The 18,350-nt window shown below is 62.5% G+C and carries 21 protein-coding genes; 9 read left to right on the top strand and 12 right to left on the bottom strand.

Annotated elements, in window-relative coordinates:
• Nucleotides 1–78: 78 nt before the first annotated feature.
• Entirely contained in the window at nucleotides 79–282 is a 204-nt protein-coding gene (locus ACSQ3L_RS21205; protein ID WP_006200852.1) for a DUF3126 family protein, read from the top strand.
• A gap of 60 nt (nucleotides 283–342) precedes the next feature.
• On the opposite strand, the gene ACSQ3L_RS21200 is transcribed toward ACSQ3L_RS21205, so the two are convergent.
• On the bottom strand, nucleotides 343–1,074 hold the full coding sequence (locus ACSQ3L_RS21200) for a hypothetical protein (protein WP_436161687.1): 732 nt from the start codon (nucleotides 1,072–1,074) through the stop codon (nucleotides 343–345).
• 125 nt (nucleotides 1,075–1,199) lie between these two features.
• Here ACSQ3L_RS21200 and ACSQ3L_RS21195 point away from each other — a divergent pair, with 125 nt between their 5' ends.
• Nucleotides 1,200–1,541 carry a DUF6949 family protein gene (locus ACSQ3L_RS21195; protein WP_436161686.1) on the top strand — a complete coding sequence of 114 codons (342 nt, stop codon included), beginning with the start codon at nucleotides 1,200–1,202 and terminating at the stop codon, nucleotides 1,539–1,541.
• A gap of 19 nt (nucleotides 1,542–1,560) precedes the next feature.
• Nucleotides 1,561–2,088, top strand: a complete 528-nt coding sequence (locus ACSQ3L_RS21190) for a gamma carbonic anhydrase family protein (protein WP_436161685.1) — start codon at nucleotides 1,561–1,563, stop codon at nucleotides 2,086–2,088.
• A gap of 45 nt (nucleotides 2,089–2,133) precedes the next feature.
• Here ACSQ3L_RS21190 and ACSQ3L_RS21185 read toward each other — a convergent pair whose 3' ends face one another.
• The 4 genes from ACSQ3L_RS21185 to ACSQ3L_RS21170 all read right to left on the bottom strand — a co-directional run bounded on the left by ACSQ3L_RS21185 (nucleotide 2,134) and on the right by ACSQ3L_RS21170 (nucleotide 5,263).
• Nucleotides 2,134–2,694 (bottom strand): ankyrin repeat domain-containing protein, encoded by a 561-nt coding sequence (locus ACSQ3L_RS21185; protein ID WP_436161684.1) that lies wholly within the window; start codon nucleotides 2,692–2,694, stop codon nucleotides 2,134–2,136.
• A 262-nt stretch (nucleotides 2,695–2,956) separates the two neighbouring features.
• Entirely contained in the window at nucleotides 2,957–3,565 is a 609-nt protein-coding gene (locus ACSQ3L_RS21180; RefSeq protein WP_436161683.1) for a transglutaminase-like cysteine peptidase, read from the bottom strand.
• A gap of 264 nt (nucleotides 3,566–3,829) precedes the next feature.
• Nucleotides 3,830–4,447, bottom strand: coding sequence for a PilZ domain-containing protein (locus tag ACSQ3L_RS21175; protein ID WP_436161682.1), 618 nt, complete (start codon nucleotides 4,445–4,447; stop codon nucleotides 3,830–3,832).
• A gap of 183 nt (nucleotides 4,448–4,630) precedes the next feature.
• On the bottom strand, nucleotides 4,631–5,263 hold the full coding sequence (locus ACSQ3L_RS21170; RefSeq protein WP_436161681.1) for a PAS domain-containing protein: 633 nt from the start codon (nucleotides 5,261–5,263) through the stop codon (nucleotides 4,631–4,633).
• Nucleotides 5,264–5,846: 583 nt separating this feature from the next.
• On the opposite strand from ACSQ3L_RS21170, the gene ACSQ3L_RS21165 reads away from it, so the two are divergent.
• On the top strand, nucleotides 5,847–6,890 hold the full coding sequence (locus ACSQ3L_RS21165; RefSeq protein WP_436161680.1) for a substrate-binding domain-containing protein: 1,044 nt from the start codon (nucleotides 5,847–5,849) through the stop codon (nucleotides 6,888–6,890).
• 64 nt (nucleotides 6,891–6,954) lie between these two features.
• On the opposite strand, the gene ACSQ3L_RS21160 is transcribed toward ACSQ3L_RS21165, so the two are convergent.
• The 4 genes from ACSQ3L_RS21160 to ACSQ3L_RS21145 form a co-directional block, all read right to left on the bottom strand.
• Nucleotides 6,955–7,971 (bottom strand): ABC transporter permease, encoded by a 1,017-nt coding sequence (locus ACSQ3L_RS21160; RefSeq protein WP_436161679.1) that lies wholly within the window; start codon nucleotides 7,969–7,971, stop codon nucleotides 6,955–6,957.
• Nucleotides 7,968–9,497 (bottom strand): sugar ABC transporter ATP-binding protein, encoded by a 1,530-nt coding sequence (locus tag ACSQ3L_RS21155; protein ID WP_436161678.1) that lies wholly within the window; start codon nucleotides 9,495–9,497, stop codon nucleotides 7,968–7,970. The genes ACSQ3L_RS21160 and ACSQ3L_RS21155 overlap by 4 nt, the downstream gene beginning before the upstream one ends.
• Before the next feature lie 68 nt (nucleotides 9,498–9,565).
• The gene (locus tag ACSQ3L_RS21150; RefSeq protein ID WP_436161677.1) at nucleotides 9,566–10,822 is read right to left on the bottom strand and encodes an LVIVD repeat-containing protein; all 1,257 of its coding nucleotides are present in this window, start codon (nucleotides 10,820–10,822) and stop codon (nucleotides 9,566–9,568) included.
• 154 nt (nucleotides 10,823–10,976) lie between these two features.
• Nucleotides 10,977–12,017, bottom strand: a complete 1,041-nt coding sequence (locus ACSQ3L_RS21145) for a substrate-binding domain-containing protein (RefSeq protein WP_436161676.1) — start codon at nucleotides 12,015–12,017, stop codon at nucleotides 10,977–10,979.
• Nucleotides 12,018–12,247: 230 nt separating this feature from the next.
• Here ACSQ3L_RS21145 and ACSQ3L_RS21140 point away from each other — a divergent pair, with 230 nt between their 5' ends.
• Complete coding sequence (locus ACSQ3L_RS21140) at nucleotides 12,248–13,009, top strand: rhomboid family intramembrane serine protease (RefSeq protein WP_436161675.1); 762 nt, start codon at nucleotides 12,248–12,250, stop codon at nucleotides 13,007–13,009.
• An 88-nt stretch (nucleotides 13,010–13,097) separates the two neighbouring features.
• Nucleotides 13,098–13,529 (top strand): CBS domain-containing protein, encoded by a 432-nt coding sequence (locus tag ACSQ3L_RS21135; RefSeq protein WP_292186890.1) that lies wholly within the window; start codon nucleotides 13,098–13,100, stop codon nucleotides 13,527–13,529.
• A 46-nt stretch (nucleotides 13,530–13,575) separates the two neighbouring features.
• On the opposite strand, the gene ACSQ3L_RS21130 is transcribed toward ACSQ3L_RS21135, so the two are convergent.
• Nucleotides 13,576–13,833 carry a YjhX family toxin gene (locus tag ACSQ3L_RS21130; RefSeq protein WP_436161674.1) on the bottom strand — a complete coding sequence of 86 codons (258 nt, stop codon included), beginning with the start codon at nucleotides 13,831–13,833 and terminating at the stop codon, nucleotides 13,576–13,578.
• A gap of 281 nt (nucleotides 13,834–14,114) precedes the next feature.
• Between ACSQ3L_RS21130 and gatB the strand changes: the two genes are divergently transcribed.
• The 3 genes from gatB (at nucleotide 14,115) to ACSQ3L_RS21115 (ending at nucleotide 16,561) form a co-directional block, all read left to right on the top strand.
• Nucleotides 14,115–15,614 carry an Asp-tRNA(Asn)/Glu-tRNA(Gln) amidotransferase subunit GatB gene (gatB, locus tag ACSQ3L_RS21125; protein ID WP_436161673.1) on the top strand — a complete coding sequence of 500 codons (1,500 nt, stop codon included), beginning with the start codon at nucleotides 14,115–14,117 and terminating at the stop codon, nucleotides 15,612–15,614.
• 4 nt (nucleotides 15,615–15,618) lie between these two features.
• A complete protein-coding gene (locus ACSQ3L_RS21120; RefSeq protein WP_436161672.1) occupies nucleotides 15,619–16,107 on the top strand; it encodes an N-acetyltransferase family protein in 489 nt (162 codons plus the stop codon).
• A 109-nt stretch (nucleotides 16,108–16,216) separates the two neighbouring features.
• The gene (locus ACSQ3L_RS21115) at nucleotides 16,217–16,561 is read left to right on the top strand and encodes a hypothetical protein (RefSeq protein WP_436161671.1); all 345 of its coding nucleotides are present in this window, start codon (nucleotides 16,217–16,219) and stop codon (nucleotides 16,559–16,561) included.
• Between the two features lie 52 nt (nucleotides 16,562–16,613).
• Here the strand turns inward: ACSQ3L_RS21115 and panC are convergent, their stop codons facing one another.
• Entirely contained in the window at nucleotides 16,614–17,465 is an 852-nt protein-coding gene (panC, locus tag ACSQ3L_RS21110) for a pantoate--beta-alanine ligase (protein WP_436161670.1), read from the bottom strand.
• Nucleotides 17,462–18,304, bottom strand: a complete 843-nt coding sequence (panB, locus tag ACSQ3L_RS21105) for a 3-methyl-2-oxobutanoate hydroxymethyltransferase (protein WP_436161669.1) — start codon at nucleotides 18,302–18,304, stop codon at nucleotides 17,462–17,464. The genes panC and panB overlap by 4 nt, the downstream gene beginning before the upstream one ends.
• Nucleotides 18,305–18,350 lie beyond the last annotated feature (46 nt).

The raw sequence follows: 18,350 nt of genomic DNA, 5'->3' as shown, positions 1-18,350 counted from the left end.
CCGCTTGCCTTTACATGGCCATTGTCGACGTGCCAGAAGCGCGTTCGAACGAGCAAGCCCGATGATCGGAGAAGACTGTTGAAGCCGGACGAAATCAGAAAGCTGGACGCCTATTTCAAGCGCGTCTTCCAGAACCCCAAGCTCGAGGTCAAGGCACGGCCGCGCAAGGAAGATTCGGCCGAGGTCTATGTCGGCGACGAATTCCTCGGCATCGTCTTCAAGGACGAGGATGACGGTGACTACAATTTTTCGATGGCGATACTCGACATCGATCTGGCCTGAGCCAGCAATCTTGCGGCCGGCTCCGCCTAGCATGGGGCCGGCCGCATCTTCCCGGGCTTCTTAGTGTCCCGTCTTCAGAACACGCCCGGCTTCGGTGGCGATTGCCGCGTCGAGCGCCCGCCAATCACCCAGAAACTCCCTTGGGAAGCGATAGGTGAGGCTGAGTTCGTCGCCGATCTGGATATCGCGCTCGCAGGGCGCCAGCGACTGCTCGGCACTCGGTCCGCTCAGGCAACGGGCCACGAACGGGTCCTTGCCGGGTCGCTTGCCGACAACCAGCACCTCGTTCAAATAGCCTGATTTCTCATTGAAACCGTACACTGTCGTGCCGCCAGGTCCCGCGATGCCGGGTTGGGTGATCAACGCGCTGTAGATCGGCGCGAAGCGGCCACTCATGTCACGCGACATCATCTGCTGTTCGAAAGACAGGAAGATGATGCTCTTGGCTGTCCCTGTGTGGTTGAAATCGTCCCGCGCGGCCTCGTTGTAGCCGTCCATCTGGGGATAGCGCAGGTAGAGGTCGAGCCGCGAGGCGATGCCGTCGCGCCTAGCCTGGGCGAAACGAATGGCATTGGCCGGGACGGTGATGACATTGTTGCCGATCACCACCCGATGGATCGTGGCGTCGTCGGTGTATCCGGCCATGGCAATCGAATGGCCGAACCATTTGCCGCCAAGGCTGATCGCTACCGACAGCAGGGCCAGAGCGGCAAACCCGTAGAATACCCGCTTCATCAGCCGGGAATCGACCACGGTCAGATCAGAGCCGTCGGCGATCGCTGCTTGCTTCATCTCAGTCCTCGGATCTCGGGCCGCCTGTGCGCCTTTGCTGTCCCCAAGCGGCACACATCGCACGGCACGGTTCTTGCAGCCTCTAGGGAATGACTGTGCAATTTCATGGTAAATGGAAAGTTAAGATGGAGCCGCTTGAACTCACACTCTTCGCTTTTGCTGTCGGGCTGACGGCCTGCGGGCTGGCTGGATCGGCCATGGAACTGGTGTCGGGCCGCAAGGTCGCCTTCACCGAACCCTATGTGTCGCCGTCACATATCTTGCGCTCGCTCCTCGCCACCGCTTGTGCCGGACCCTTCATGCTGGTCAACGATGCCATCGACGCCCGGCGCGAGCGCCGCATTTCGATGATAGCGCTGATGTCCTGCGGCTGCACGGCAATCGCCTGGGCCTTGGCGCTGGGTGTCGTCGTGCTTGCCATTGCCTCTTGGACGATCCGTCTCCTAGGGTCCGACCTGCCAGCCTGAGACGATTCGGAGACCGAAAATGCCGCTTTATGCGATCGATGGAACGGAGCCCAGCTTCGCGGATGCGGATAGCAACTGGATCGCGCCCGATGCGACGCTGATCGGCGACATCAGGGTCGGCCGTAACGCCGGCTTCTGGTTCGGCACCGTCATTCGCGGCGACAACGAGCCCATCGTCATCGGTGCCGACACCAACGTGCAGGAGCATACGGTCATGCACACCGATCCCGGCTTCCCGCTAACCATCGGCGAGGGCTGCACGATCGGCCACCGCGCCTTGCTGCATGGCTGCACGATCGGCGACAACAGCCTGATCGGCATGGGCGCCATCGTGCTGAACGGCGCGAAAATCGGCAGGAATTCGCTGGTCGGCGCCGGCGCGCTGGTCACTGAAGGCAAGGAATTCCCGGACAATTCGCTGATCGTGGGCTCGCCGGCCAAGGCGATCAGAGTGCTGGACGAGGCGGCCGTTGCAAGGTTGCGCGGTTCGGCGGCGCACTATGTCGCCAACGGCAAGCGCTTCAAAGCGGGGTTGAAGAAGGTTTGAGTCCAGCTTAGCCACGTGCCGGCGGTGGTTTCGTCGCGCCCCGACTCACTGTCTGTCAGAGCTGCGCCCGGCCATCGCATCGCGCAGCAATGAAGCACCGGCTTCAAAACCGGCAATCTCGGCTTCGTTGATCGCTGTCCTGTAGTCATCGATGCGGGTTTCGAGCGCCGGGTCGGCGCCCGCCGCCAAAAGCAGGCGGATCGCATCGACACTGCGAATTGCCACCGAATAGTGAAGCGGCGTCCAGTCGTTGACGCCCCGCATGTTGGGATCGGCGCCAGCTTCGATCAGCACCCGCAGGATATCCAGCCTGTCGGCGCGGTCGGTGGACAGCGCCGCAATGATCGACGGAAACCCGCCATGATCCTGATAGTTTGGATCCGAGCCGGCGCCCAGCAGGGTCGAGATGAAGCCGACGGGGCTCCAATAGATCGCATATTCCAGCGGATGCCCGAGGCCGAGCTCAAACGGCATGCGTTCGTCGAACCAGCGGGAAGACCCGCCCAGGGCTACGCCGAGGCCTTCGAAATCGCCGGCCTTGAAGGCATCGTCGATCGCCTTGAACAGGCGATGACGCTCGCATCGATCTTCCGGGATTTCCAACATCGCGGTGATCCAGAAGGCGAAACTGACGGCCTATAGTGCCCGGATCTGTCGCACGTGGAAAGGTGGGCCGGGATATTCGGATGCACCCGACGGTTCAATGAGACTTGGATCTTTGCAGATCAAGCCTCCGCCAGAAATGGCGGAGCCGGCCCGGGGACGGGGCCGGCTCCTTTGACCCGGTCGTTGGGGACGGGGAGGGTGGGGACTCGACCGGGTTTCTCCTGAAGCGCGCATTCACGCGGCGCGCTTGACCTCTGTTAAATCAGCGAACGCTGGCGACCGCGTCGGAGCGGCCGTCGTTGATCGTCACCCAAACGCCGGAATTCTGGTCTGACTGGCGCTTGAGATAGGTATAGTCGGTGTCCGTCCAGGACAGGACCTTGGTTTCCAGATTGTCGAGGATGAATTCGCCGAGGCTGGTGCGTACGGTCAGCACCGCGTGGCCGTCGCCATTCGGCTGGCGCGCCACCGTCATCAACAGATTGCCGGCCGGCACGCCCGCATCCATCAACTCGCGGCGCTTTTCCAGCGCGTAGTCCTCGCAATCGCCATAGCCATTGTCGGGATAGGCCCAGTATTCCTCGACACCGTAGTTTTCCATGTCGGTGCGCGGCTTGATGCGGGTGTTGACCGAATTGTTGATGTTGACGATCTTCGCCCACAGTTTGCGGGTCAGTTCGACCGGCGCGCCCTTCGGGGTCTTTTCGCTGCATTCGCCTGATATGCGCTGGCAGAATTCATAATGACCGACAGGTTGCGTGGTGCGTCCGCCGGTGTGCATATAGGCCGGTCCCGCGGCATATGCTGATCCCCAAGCGGAAAGCTGCATCGCCATTGCCGCCAGCAACAGCTTGCCCCTCGTTTTCTTCATTGTTGTAGTCTCCCCGTTCGAAGGAGACATTGCCACATGTGGATTTATTTGAGGCAAAAGCGCGAAGTAGATATTGAGTAAAACGCCAGTAGAATTCACATAAAATTTGAATTATTTGAGTATTAAATTATTTGGAGTTTTCAAGCTCCGACTCTCGGCTATCGTCGCGGAAGCCTTGCCGAGGCGGCCAAGCGCTGGTTGTGGACGCAAAAACAAAAAACCGGCCGCACGGGCCGGTTCCTGAAGTGCTGCTGTCGGGCCTGCTCAGGCGCGTGGAGTGTTGAATTCGGAATCGAGCGTTTCGGGGCGTTGGATCACGGCGAATTCGATGGCCACTCCGTCCTCGAAATGGCGCACGACCTGCCCGCGCATGGTGCCGAGCATGACCTGGATGCCGATCGCCGGCTTGACGTCGATCTCGATCGCGGCGCCGGAAAGCGACAGGTCGATGATGCGGCACTGGTACTGGCGGCCGTCGCCGAGCTGCAGCACGCTGGTCGGATTGCGCGGTGCGACGCGTTCGTGGCGACGATCTTCCGGCAGGTCGAGTTCATGCTTGTTGGCAAGCCAGGTCAATTGCGCTGCAAGCTTGTCCTTCTTGCGATCCGAGGCGATGACGGTCATCGCGAAACCATCCTGCAGGGTGCGCGTGACGACACCTTCGATGCGGCCGATATGATCGATGTAGGCGATGATCTTTTCGCCGGGCATGCCAATGCGGTCGGTGCGGAACGCGACATTGCCCGGTGACATGTCGACGACCTGGCAGGGGTGCTCGGTGCGGTCTTCCAGCATGAAGCGCCCGTAAATCTTGACGCGGACGCGCTGAAAGTTACGCCTTTCAGCTTGGGACGGCGCATAGTCGACCGCCGCTGACCTCATGACTGCCTACACCTCGTTTGGCATCCCACGCGCCGGTGCGAGGAACTTCATCAGAGAAGTACAACAAAGCGGGTTAACAAAGGGAAAAGCGGGCGCTTCGGCGCGTTGCTTTTTTAAGCATGCCGTTGTCCCAAAACCGCTGCGCGTTTTTGCGCGACATGCATCAAGCCACGAGGTTGCGGACTATTCCTCGCGCCCGCCGTCGAACACGACGAGATGGCGGATGCGACGCGCCCGGCCGAGCGCCGAGATCGTCTCGGGTGCCCCGTATTCATCCGGGACGAGCGAGGGAACATCGATCGCCGGACGGTTGTTCAGAAGCTCCTTTTCCGGATCGATGACGCGGATCGAATCGATCAACGCGTCGGTGATCGGATCGGCGCCCAGCCAGAAGGGTTTTTCCACGGCGCTGATGACGCCCAGGCAGCGCGGATTTTCGACGCCGCCGTCGAGCGGCAAGGCGAGCAGTTCGAACTTGTTGGAACGGCCGTTGCGGCTGAAGCCTTCATAGCTGATGAGAACCACGGATTTCTGTTCGAAGACGCCATGGACCAATCGCGTGACGAGCCGCTGATCTTTCTCGCGCCATAGCGACGGAAAGGAAAACCCTTTGAGCTCGCGGCCGTAGCTGGCGCAAAGCCTTGTGCCGGCCAGCCGGAATACGGCTTGCCCGCGCGTGTCCCTTTCCAGGATAAAGGTGTCGGCCAGCAGCGACTTGATGTCGGCCGGTTCGACCTCCGAACGCTTCGGGGCAGGGCGTCCGTCACGCAGGCGATTCCAATAGTGGAACAGCGTGATCGATCCATTCTGGTTCATGCTATGCTGCTCCGCGCATTCTGTCGTCTGATGTCCCATCGGTGAACAGAAGGGCGCCCTCCGATGACCTACATGCGTTGCGGAGCAGGAAGCGTGCCAGCGTCGTTAACACTTGTTCACGGGTCGGGGCCGTTAAGGTTAACAAGTGGTTTACGTTGCATCGAAGCGCGCCCCGTGGCACACAAAAACCACTCCAGAAGCGGTCGTTTCGCGACGATCGGCAGCACTTCAGTCAAGAGTTTTAGGGGAGCAGGGGGCTCGACCAGCCGTTCAAGGGAAACCTTGAACGGCTTCTTTTTTGATTCGCGCCCGGTGATTCGCGGTTAACGGCGGGCGGTATTTCTGCTCGCCCACCGTGCTCGTAACAATCCCGATCATCGATAGCGCGGCATCGCCCGACCGCAGGCCTTGCGACCGGCAACGGCAACATTTGCCAATGACGCGCTTCGAAAGAGAAAAATCTGCGTTCCGGACGGTTCCGTTGCCGCTGTACTCTTGCGAATTCGCTGCTTAAGGCGCGACGGCGGCGGTCCCGCGGTCCGGAGACGTGCCTTGTTGGCGTACTTTTCCTGGGGACCCCTTGATGAAAACTTCCATTCTTGGACTGATCACCGCGAGCCTGCTCGCCTGCGCCGTTCCGGCTGGGGTGGCTCATGCGGCCGGTATCGCGGGCGCTCCCGCGCCTTTTGACAAGGGCGGCGTGAAAGTGGCACTCGTCACCTTCATCTCCGCCGGCGATTTCTTCCAGGCCTATCAGGCTGGCGCGACGAAACAGGCGAAAGCGCTCGACATCGATCTCACCGTCTTTTCCGGCCGGCAGGATGCGGCAGCACAACGTGACCAGATCGAACAGGCGATCAATCTCGGCGTACAGGCGATCATCATCGACCATGGCCAGCCGGAGGCTCTGAAGGATGTCGCGCAGAAGGCACTCGACGCTGGTATCAAGGTCGTCGCTTTCGACGTCGATCTCGGCAATCCGAAGATCCCGCAGGTCGAGCAGTCCGATCACGAGCTTGCCAAGGCGTCCCTTGGCCAGGCGCTCAAGGACAACGGCACCTCGTTCCAGGCAGGTTATGTCTACGTTGCCGGCTTCGCGCCGCTCGACCGCCGCAACGAAATCTGGGAGGAGACCAAGAAGGCCAATCGCGGCGTTGTCGAGAAAGCACGCTGGGGAACGGTCAACGCCACGACAGCAGTATCGACAGCCGACCAGACCAAGGCGGCGTTCCAGGCCAATCCCGACATTAGTGTCGTCTTTGCCCCTTATGACGAGTTCGCGCGCGGCGTGAAACTCGCCACCGACGAGCTCGGCATCTCGAACAAGGTGAAGATCTATTCGGCCGATGTATCGACGGCCGATATCACCGAAATTACGGCGGAAGGAAGCCCATGGGTCGCCACAGCGGCCACCAATCCGGCTGTCGTAGGGGCGGTTTCGGTTCGCGCGGCGGCAAAGCTGATCGCGGGGGAGGATCCCGGGCACAACATCGTCGTCAAGCCGGTCCTGCTGACACAGGAGGAGTTGCGCAAGAACGGCATCAAGACGATCGAGGATCTCGACGCCAAGCTGCCCGCTTTTGGCCAGAGCGACGCAGCGACCGCAAGCTGGATCCCCACCAACTGACCTTTTTCTCCCCTCCCTCGTTTCGCCGCGAAGGAGGGGGGGACAACGCTTGCGCCGGTGTGCCCTACCGTTTCTTTCCCAGGCCGAAGGTCAGCGCCAGAGCGCCGACCAGCACCACGCCCTTGACGAAATCCTGCGTGTAATAGGGCGCGTTCAGCATGGTGAGGCCGTTCAGGAGGACGCCGACGAAGATTGCGCCGGCCACCGTGCCGATCACATGCGGGCGGCGCTTGTCGAGCACGGCATAGCCGATCAGCGAGGCCGCCACCGCGTCGAGCAGGAGCGAGTTGCCGGCCGAGACGTCGCCGCGGCCGACACGCGAAGCGACGATCAGCCCTCCCAACGAAGCAAGCGTGCCGGACAGGATATAGGCCCAGAGCCGGTATGCCTTGGTCGGCGCGCCGGAAAGATGCGCGGCCGTTTCGTTGCCGCCGATGGCATAGAAGACCCGGCCCCAGCGGGTGCGCTCCATCAGGAACCAGGCGAGCAAGGCGACGACGGCCATGACCACGACGGACAGCGGGACAGTGTCGAAGAGCCGCGACCGCCCGAGGATCAGAAAGCCCGGATCGTAGGCTCCGGGAACGGATGAGCCGTCGGGCAGCACCATGCCGGCGGTGATCGAGCGGCCGCCCGTCGGGATCAGCTGCAGGCCGGCGAGCAGGAACATCGTCGCCAGCGTGGCGAGAAGATCGGGGACGCCGACGCGGACGATCAGCAGCCCGTTCAGGAGGCCGATGAAGGCGCCCATCAGCAAGACCAGCACCATGGTCTGGGCAGCGTCCAGCTGCCAGACGACCATGGCATAACTCGCCGCCATCACCGACGAGGCCGCGATGCTGCCCACCGAAAGATCGAAGCCATCGGCCGACATCGTGATCGAGACCCCGACGCCGAGAATCGCCACGACCGAAACCGCCTGCAGGATGGAGAACAGGTTGGCCGAGCGGATGAAGGCGGGCTGCGCATACCAGAAGCCGATCACCATCAGGGCCAGCAGCATGAAGAGCGCGTAGCGGCGCGTTTCGCGGAAAAGCGATGTGCGCGGGGCGGCCTGCTGCACTGTCGTCGGATCGGTCATCGATGATCTCCGGCCTTTTCGCTCTCGACCTTGCCGATCTGGTCTGTCAGCGAACCATGGCCGTCACCGGCCTCATGAAGGGAATGATCGCGCATGACGAGGATGCGGTCGGCAACCTCCAGCGCCTCTTCGGTATCGCTGGTCGCGATCAGCGTGGCGGAACCGCTCTGGCTGTTGCGGATCGCGGCGATCAGGTCGGCACGCGCGCCGACGTCGACACCCTGGAAAGGTTCGTCGAGCAGCAGCAGCCGGCAAGGTGCCGCCTGCCATCGGGCGAGCACGACCTTCTGCTGGTTGCCGCCGGAAAGCTCGTCGAGCGTGTCGTCGGGTCCGCGCGCCTTGATGCCGAGCCGGGCGATCGCCTCGGCGGCGACCTTGCGCTCCCGCCCTTCCCGCAGCAAACCGCCCGGAAACCAGCGCCGCAGATGCGGCAGGGCGATCGTGCCGGCAATCGAGGCACCAGGAACCTCGGGCGGCAGCAGCGACGATGCCCAGCGGTCCTCGGCGACCATGAAGACGCCGTTTTCGATCGATCGCGCCGGCCCGTTGGAAAGCCACGGTTTTCCGTCGAGCATGAAGCTGCCTTGCGCCAGCGTTTCCAAGCCGAAAAGCGCTCGCAGCAGCCGGCTCTTGCCTGAGCCGAGCGTGCCGGTCAGCGCGACGACCTCCCCGGAGCGCAGATCGAGATCGAAAGGCCTCGCCCCGGGAATCAGCCGCGCTCCCTTGATGGAGGCGATGATCGGGGCCGTCGATATCTTGTTGTTATGGGCGGCGGCTTCCAGCGTCCGACCGATCATGGCCGCAACCGCGGCCGGAAAATCGATCGGCGTGGCAAAAGCGCCGACGACGCGACCGCCGCGCATAACGACGGCGCGGTCGGCGATGGCGGCAAGGTCGCCAAGCCTGTGCGAGATGTAGAGGATTGCCATGCCGCCCGCGCGCAGCCGCCGGATGATGGCGAAGAGCCGGTCGGCCTCCGTGGCCGAGAGGCTAGATGTCGGCTCGTCGAGGATGAGGACCGAGGCCTTGGCCGCGACGGCGCGGGCGATGGCGATCAATTGCCGCTCCGCCGGCCGCAGATCGACGAAGTCGCGGTCGAGCGGCAGGTCGAGATCGATCAACGCCGCAATAGTGCGCGCGCGCCTGCGGATCGACCGGGCCGAAACGAAGAAGCGCCCACCTGGCTGGCAAAGTTCGTCGAGCAGGAGATTCTCGGCGACCGTCAATCCGGCGGCCCCCACCTGGTCCGTCGCCTGATGGACGGTCGCGATGCCGGCAGCCTTGGCGGCGCTGGGCGATGAGAAGGCGACGACCCTGCCGCCCAGCGTGATCGTTCCGGCGTCGGGCACATGCGAGCCCGAAAGGATTTTCACCAGTGTCGATTTGCCGGCGCCATTGGCGCCCATCAGCGCGACGACTTCCCCGGCTGCCACGGCAAGATCGGCCCCGGTGAGCGCGCGCGTCGGCCCAAAGGATTTTTCGATCCCGGCGACGGCGATGGAAATGGGGGCGATACTGAGGGACAAGTGGTTCAGCCGGGTTACAGGTTGAATGAGAATTGGGAAAGGCAAGCAAGCCAACGGGGTCGTATCCGTCAACCGCCATATTCCATGATCGCCAGTCCGGCATTGTAATCCGGCGAATAGACGATGCCGTTGGCGTCGACGAACACGTCGGTCGACTGGATTACCCGCGGCCGGTTCGGACGCTTGTCGACCATGCGGCTCGGAGCCGCCGGCACCAGCGCCCCTGTCTCCTTCGGCCGATAGGGATCGGAGATGTCGAATACGCGCACGCCGGCATTCTGATAGGTTGCAAAGATCAGCGTGTCGGACACAAAGCTGCCCGGCCGGTTCTCATGCAGATTGTGCGGGCCGAAATGTCCGCCCTTGGCGGTGTAGTCGGTCTCGTCCGGGGTCGGCAGGGTCGAGATCGAAATCGGGTTCGCCGGATCGCGTATATCGAAGATCCAGGTGAGCTTGCGCCCATCCTCCTCGTGGTCGAGCACGGCCTCGTCGGCGACGACGAGCAGGCCGCGTTTGAGCAGCGGCAGCGCCGAATGCGTGCCGCCGCCATAGGGTGGCGACCAGTTTTTGTGGGTGATCAGCCTCGGCAGGGCAGGGTCGGCGACGTCGAGGACGGTCAACCCGCCGTCGCGCCAGCAGGCATAGGCGGTATCACCCTCGACCACTGCATGATGCAACGCATAGCGGCGGCCGTCGGGCCAGCCCGGTGTCTCGCCGCCGGCCAGATGCATGCCGGGAATCCACCAACGACCGGCCTCGACGGGCCGTGTCGGGTCCTGAAGGTCGACCGTGAGCAGGATGTAGTCGCTATAGCCGTCGAGAAGTGCCGACACATAAGCGTAGCGCCCGCCGACATACCAGATGCGATGAATGCCGATGCCATCGACCCGGAAGAAGCCGATCTGGCGGGGCCGCGTCGGCTTCGAGATGTCGTAGATGGCCATGCCGGCCGACCAGTTCCGCGCCGCGCCCGAACCGGAAGCGGTACCGATCGTCTCGCCGATCGACTTGGTGTAGTAGACCTTCTCGTCGAACGCGAAAGTGGCATCGGCGAACAGGTCGCGCGCATGGACGACCAGCAACAGATCCTCATGCGTCTGCAGATGGATCGTCCAGGTATTCCGCGGCGCCGGCACGAACACGGTCCCGCCCGGGTTCTTGGGATCGCGCACATCGATGATGGAAAAACCCTGCGACCAGGGATGCGCGACATAGGCGAAGCCCCGGTGCACCATCACCTGCAATCCGTCCGGCCGCCCGCCCTGATCGGAATGACCGATCAGCCGCATGTTTCTGGAATAGTCGGGGGTAGGGACAGAACTCATGATCGTCTTTCGAAAGCTCGGGCGCACCCTGCTGTCGCAACGGGTGGCGGCGCAGATGCGGTCGCCGTGCGGAGTCCCGAGGCCGCGCAATCATCCCCGGCCAGCCGGGGATGATTGTTTGGATTGGTGATTGTCTGAAGGAAGGTGCTGGATTTCAATTCGACGCTGGTATCCAGGGTGCCTTTGCCGCGTCGCTGTCCTTGAAGGCCGGGAACTTGGCCTGCAGGTCTTCGATCGTCTTGATGTTGTTGTCGACGAGGTCTTTCTTCGTGACGAGCGTCGGCTGGATCAGCACCGAATGGCCGGGATCCTGGCCGGCGATCGACTGGGCCAGCGCGCGCACCGAAGCCTCGCCAACCACGGCCGGGTTGGTTGCCGCAGTCGCCACCCATGGGCTATTCGGTTCGAGGATGGCCTGGATGTCCGAGGTCGAGATGTCGACGCCGTAGATCTTCACCTTGTCGGCCACGCCAAGCTCGTCGACGGCGAGCTTCACGCCACGGGCGAACTCATCCCATGGGGCAAAGACGACCGAAAGCGTCGGGTTGGCGGTGAGCACGGCTTTGGTCTGATCGGCGACCGAAGCCGCGACGGTGTCGTTGACCACACCCCATGTGGCGACTTCCTTGATGCCCGGGTACTTCTTGCCGAAATCCTTCCAGACCGCATAGCGGCGGTCGAGCGGTGCGAAGCCGGCGACGTAGAGGACGCCGCCATCGAACTTCTCGCCCTGGTCCTTGATCGCCTGGTCGAGCACGAGGCGCGCCATGTCGGCATCGGACTGCTCGACCTGCGGGATCTTGGGGTTGTCGAGGTTGGTGTCGTAGGCCACCACCGGAATGCCGGCGTCAAGTGCGGCCTGTGCGACGTCCTTGATGGCTTCGGGCTGGCCGTTGTTGATGATGATGCCTTGCACGCCGAGATTGATCGCCTGCTGGATCAACTGCCGCTCGGTGTTGATGTCGTTGCGCGCCTGCGAGATGTTGGCCTCGATGCCGAGCGCGTCGGCTTGCCGCTTCACGCCGGCCTCGAATGCCTGGAGCCAGTCACCGGAGCCGAGGAAGCTGACGACGGCGATCTTGACGCCGCCCTTGTCGAAGGGAGCCGGCGCGCCGGATATGCCCTGCGCGGAAGCGGCGGTGACGAGAGTAGCGATGCCGGCCGCTGCAGCCAGCGAGAGAATATGCTTGATCATTTGGAGACCCCCTTTGGAATTGGCCGCATTCTAGGGAGGGGACTCACCGCTTCCGAGGACGCTCATTGCGAGTTTTTCAAATCCCGGAGCATTTCCGCTTCGCTTCCTTTCGGTTTCTTAGCAAATGAAGGCGACTCGCGGCGGGGCGTTCGCTGTTGGAGAAACAGATTTGTTCCAACGCGGGCATCCTTGCTCTAAAGGACGCGCAGGAATCCCGGGACCAGATGCGCATGAGTGAACCGACAGACCCTTCGGAAACGGAACAGATGGGCGACACGCCACCACCGCGGCGCGAGCCGGTGTTCAACCTGCCGCCCGTGGTGCTGGCGGTGATCGGCATCTGCGTGGCCGTCTATCTGTTGCAGCAATACGTGTTGACCGATTCCCAGCAGATGACATTGCTGTATGACGGCGCCTTCATTCCTGTTCTCTACACCGGGCAGTATGGCTTCGACTGGTTCCTGTTTTCACGGCCCTTCACCTATGCCTTCATGCATGGAGGCTTTGCCCATATCGCCATCAATATGGTTTGGCTCGCCGCGTTCGGTTCGCCGTTGGCAAATCGTTTGGGGACGCTGTGGTTCGCGCTGTTCTTTGCCGCGACCGGGCTGGCCTCGGTCGCGCTTTTCTGGGCGTTGCATCCGTATGGAGAGGCTCCGCTGGTCGGTGCTTCCGGCGCGATATCAGGCATGATGGGGGCGGCGGCGCGGTTTGGCTTCCGCACGGACCGTTTGGCCGGCAAGGCTGCTTTCGCCGGCCCTGTACTGCCGATCGCATTCGTGTTGCGCTTGCGCGGCGTCGTGATCTTCCTTGCCGTGTGGATGATCATCAATCTCGCCACCGGCCTTGTTGTCGGCTTTGCCCCGGGAGTAGAGGGGCAGATCGCGTGGGAGGCACATATTGGCGGCTTTGTCGCCGGCTTCTTCGGCCTGCGCTGGTTCGACAGAAGATGGCAGGCGCCTGACTGGGAGAGCACCGACCTCCGCACTTGAAATGCAACCGATCACGGCGCACGATGTTCACTCTTACGTGAAGGCCGGTCAGGGCAGGAATCGGCCAAGCAAAGCAGAGGAGGACGCCATGACGGTTAAGGCAATTCTCGAGAAAAAAGGCCATGACGTGTTCACGCTCGGGCCGAACGAAAAGCTGAGCGAAGCCATCCGCATCCTGGCGGAACACAAGATCGGTGCGCTGGTCATCACCAATGGCGATCACAAGATCGTCGGCATCCTTTCAGAGCGCGACATCGTGCGGGTTGTCGCCCGGGAGGGTGCAGCCGCGCTCGATATCGCCGTGCGTTCGGCGATGACGCCGAAGGTGAAGATCTGCAACGAAAACCATACCGTCAACGAGGTGATGGAGATCATGACCCGAGGCCGCTTCCGCCATCTGCCGGTTGAAAAGGACGGCATGCTCGATGGCATCGTGTCCATCGGCGACGTGGTCAAGCGCCGCATCGAGGACGTCGAGCGCGAGGCCGAAGAAATCAGGGCCTATATCGCCACCGCCTGAGCGGTAAAGGGTCCGCCGGAGGGAAACCGACCGGCGGAGCCGCAGTCTACCTGTTGTCGAGTTCGGAGCGGACGAGTGCGAGCCCGCGCCGGGTGATGCGGTAAGGTCCACCGTCAGACGAAGAAACCGCCTTCTTCCGCTTCAGCTTTCGAAACAGGTCGAGATCGACGCCCGGATAATGCCAACCGTCACGGGTCAGGCATTTGACGGAGGCGATCCGTTTCTTCTCGTTCTTTTCGATTTCAATGCGTCCGCCCTGCGCGAGCAGATGCAGAATGCGCTGTTCTATGCGCGAAATGTCCATGTGAGAGTTTTTCCGGGAAAACAAAAAATGCCGCCGCCGCGAAGCTTCGCGGCACGGGGGTTTCAGGTTTTCTGCCCTGCCTCGCTAGGAGGTCAGGGCCTTACCGGGACTGAGCGTAAGTGGACATCCACTCTCCATTGGAACGGGCGTCGTATAGGCGAAAGCGGCTGAAAAGACCAGTCCATGGCTTTGCGCTTGTCTCTTTTGGCGGTTTGCACTAGCGAGGTTGCACACCAAAATATGCTTAAAAGCATAATCCGAGTTCCAATACGCAGGCCACAATGTCCCTCATCGACACCCGCACGCCCGACGCCAAGCGCCTTGTTTCCGGTGCCACCGGCGACTGGGAGATCATCATCGGCCTCGAGGTCCATGCGCAGGTCACTTCGGAGGCAAAGCTGTTTTCGGGCGCTTCGACCGCTTTCGGTGCCGCGCCCAACGCCAATGTCAGCCTCGTCGATGCGGCCATGCCCGGCATGCTGCCCGTCATCAACGAGGAATGCGTCAAGCAGGCGATCCGTACCGGCCTCGGGCTGAAGGCGCAGATCAACCACAAGTCGGTCTTCGACCGGAAAAATTACTTTTATCCCGACCTGCCGCAGGGCTACCAGATCTCGCAGTTCAAGCAGCCGATTGTTGGCGAGGGCACGGTCATCGTCTCGGTCGGCCCGGACCGCCAGGGCGAATTCGAGGACATCGAGGTCGGCATCGAGCGGCTGCATCTGGAGCAGGATGCCGGCAAGTCGATGCACGACCAGCATGCGACAATGTCCTTTGTCGATCTCAACCGCTCCGGTGTGGCGCTGATGGAGATCGTCTCAAAGCCCGATATGCGCTCGGCCGACGAAGCCAAGGCCTATGTCACCAAGCTGCGCACCATCGTGCGTTATCTCGGCACTTGCGACGGCAACATGGACGAGGGCTCGATGCGCGCCGACGTCAACGTCTCGGTGCGCAAGCCCGGCGGCGAGTTCGGCACACGCTGCGAGATCAAGAACGTCAACTCGATCCGCTTCATCGGCCAGGCCATCGATTACGAGGCGCGCCGCCAGATCGCCATTCTGGAGGATGGCGGCAAGATCGTTCAGGAAACGCGGCTGTTCGACGCCGTCAAGGGCGAGACGCGCTCGATGCGCACCAAGGAAGAGGCGCACGACTACCGCTACTTCCCCGATCCCGATCTTTTGCCGCTGGAATTCGATCAGGCCTATGTCGATGCGCTGGCCAGGGAATTGCCCGAGCTGCCCGACGACAAGAAGGCGCGGCTGATCGCGTCGCTCGGCCTGTCGACCTATGACGCCTCGATCCTGGTGTCGGAAAAACCGATCGCCGACTATTTCGAAAAGGTGGCTGCCGGCCGCGACGGCAAGCTCGCCGCCAACTGGGTCATCAACGATCTGCTCGGGCAATTGAACAAGGCTGGCAAAAGCATTGAAAACGCTCCGGTTTCGCCCGATCAACTCGGCGCTGTCATCGATCTGATCAAGGACGGTACCATCTCCGGCAAGATCGCCAAGGACCTGTTCGAGGTCGTCTGGAGCGAGGGTGGCGATCCGCGCCAATTGGTCGAAAGCCGTGGCATGAAGCAGGTCACCGATACCGGCGCCATCGAGAAGGCCGTGGATGAGGTGATCGCAGCCAACCCCGACAAGGTCGAACAGGCGCGCGCCAAGCCGAGCATGGCCGGCTGGTTCGTCGGCCAGGTTATGAAGGCGACCGGCGGCAAGGCCAACCCGCAAGCGGTCAACGACCTCGTCAAGGCCAAGCTGGGCATCGAGTAGGGCCGTGTTCGTCCGCACCGCCGGAGAGCGCGACCTTGCCGCTGTGCGGACGCTGCTGGTCGAAACCTGGCATGCGACCTATGACGCGATCTATGGCGCTGCGAAAGTCACCGAGATCACCGATGAATGGCACTCGATCGCTTCGCTCCGCTCGCGGCTGACGCGGCCGAATTCGGAATTCCTGGTGGCCGATGACGGCAAGCGCATCGGCGGCATGGCGTTCGCCGCCGCCACCGCCGATGCGAAGGTCATCCTGTTGAACCAGCTCTACGTCCATCCGGATTGCCAAAGGCGCGGGATCGGGCAGGCACTGCTCGACGAGGTCGAAGCCAGTTTCCCGGAAGCGCGGACGCTGCGCGTCGAGGTCAAGGAAGCCAATGCGGCAGCCATCGCTTTCTACCGCTCGAAAGGGTTTTCGTCCGCCGGCAACACCGCTAATCCTCGTGAGGCCTCAGGGCCGACGACGCTAAGTTTCGAGAAGCCGCTCGGATAGGGCTGCCAGCAGCGCTTCTTCGGCGCCAACAGCGCCGCTAGGCGGCTGCGATATGGCCATGCGTCATCCCGGCATTTGCTGTGCCGGCTCACGGGAGATATGCAAGGGCATGACCAAACTGTCCCGCACCGTAGCGTTGGCGCTACTCGCCATCATCGTTTTCGCAACCTTGTCGCCGATCCAGCTGCGGCCGCATATTGCCGAGGCGACTGTTGAGCGCGCCCTGGCTTATGTCCTGTTGGGCTTCGCCCTGGCGCTCGGCTTCCCCAACCGACTGTATCAGGCCGCGATCTTTGTGGTTGCGACCGCCGGCATACTGGAACTGCTTCAGATCGTCGATCCCGGTCGCCACGCGCATGTTGCCGATGCACTCGTGAAAGCTGGAGCCGGTATTGTCGGGATCCTCGTTGGGCAATTCTTCGTCAGGAGCAGCGGACGGATAGGAGAGGGATAGGCGCGGCAGAAACCGCCACGACGATGCGGCAATAGCTTGGTCTCGAACACGACTAGGCTGAGTAAACCGCGACATTGTCGATCAGTCTGGTCTTGCCGAGCCAGGCGGCCGCGAGCAGGCGCCCTTCGCGGTCTCGACGCCATGGCGCGAGCGTCAGGCTTTCGCGTGCCTCGACATAGTCGACCTCGCGAAAACCGGCAGCGATGAGAGCACGGCCGGCCTCTTCGGTCGCGTCGCTCTGGTCGGTACCTGCCGCCAGAGCCGCGGCCGCGTCGCGCAATATCACGTTGAACTGGCGGGCGGTCTTCAGTTCGGCCTCATCGAGATAGGCGTTGCGTGACGACATGGCGAGACCATGCACGTCACGGATCGTCGGTGCGCCGATGATCTCGACGGGCAGGTCGAGGTCGCGGCAGAGCTGCCTGACGACGCAAAGCTGCTGGTAGTCCTTCTCGCCAAAGACCGCACAGTCGGGCGTTGCCTGCAGGAGGAGTTTTGCCACCACGGTCGCGACGCCGTCGAAAAAGGCCGGCCGAAAGTCCGTTTCGAGCCCGGCGGAGGGGCCGCCGACCGAGATTTTCGTAGCGAAGCCTGCGGGATACATTTCGCCCACCGTCGGTGTGAAGGCAAGGTCGGCCTTTGCAACGCCCAGCCGGTCGAGGTCGCGGGCGAGCTGGCGCGGGTACTTGTCGAGGTCCTCGGTTGGCGCGAACTGTGTCGGGTTGACGAAGATCGACACGACACAGCGCTCGGCTCTTTCGAGCGCGATTTTGACCAGCGAGATGTGCCCATCATGCAAAGCGCCCATGGTCGGCACCATGGCGACACGAAGGCCATCGCGCCGCCAGTCCTGGACTTGCGCGCGAAGTGCGGCAACGCTGTCGACGACGACGGGTTGGCTCATGCGTCATCCCTGCTGTTTGTCGCCGAAAAGACGTGGCCGGGGCCGGGGAATGTCCGGCTTCGCACCTCGGCTGCGTAGGTTTCGGCGGCATTCGAGATCACGCTGCGCAGATCGGCGTATTCCTTGACGAATTTAGGCACGCGGTCGACGGTCAGCCCGACCATGTCGTCGATGACCAGGATTTGGCCGTCGCAGTCGCCGCTGGCGCCGATGCCGATGGTTGGAATGGCGATGCGGCGGGTAATATCGGCGGCGACGGTTTCGACCGTGCCTTCGATGACCACCGAGAATGCGCCGGCGCTCTCAACGGCGAGCGCATCGCGAACCAAAGCCGCAACGGCCTCCTCGGTGCGACCCTTGATCTTGTAGCCACCGTCCTTCTCGACCGATTGCGGCTGCAGGCCGATATGTCCCATCACCGGGATGCCGGCGGCGACGATGGCCGCAATCTGCTTGCTCATGTCGACGCCGCCTTCGAGTTTCACCGCCTGGCAGCCGGTCTCTTCGACCACCCGCCGCGCCGAGGCAACGGCTTGTGCTGCCGAATCCTCATAGGTGCCAGCCGGCAGGTCGACGACGACGCAGGCTCTGGCCGAGCCGCGCATCACCGCTTGCCCATGCGCGATCATCATCTCCAGCGAGGCCCCCAGCGTCGTCTTGTGGCCGTGCAGCACCATGGCGACGCTGTCACCGACCAGAAGCAGGTCTACATGCTCGTCGAGCAAGCGGGCCACTGGGTAGGTATAGGCGGTGAGGCAGACGATCGGCGTGCCGCCCTTGCGGCGGCGAATCGTGCCGGCGCTGATGCGAATGTCGGTGGTCGGCAATTTTGTGGCCAATCGTCACCTCCTTCGGCCTCAAGCCGGGCTGGATACCCGTATGGGC

This window comes from Mesorhizobium sp. LjRoot246 (genome assembly GCF_964254115.1).
Taxonomy (GTDB): Bacteria; Pseudomonadota; Alphaproteobacteria; order Rhizobiales; family Rhizobiaceae; genus Mesorhizobium.
Note: the sequence above shows the minus strand (reverse complement) of the source record. Positions and strands in the feature narration are given on the sequence as shown.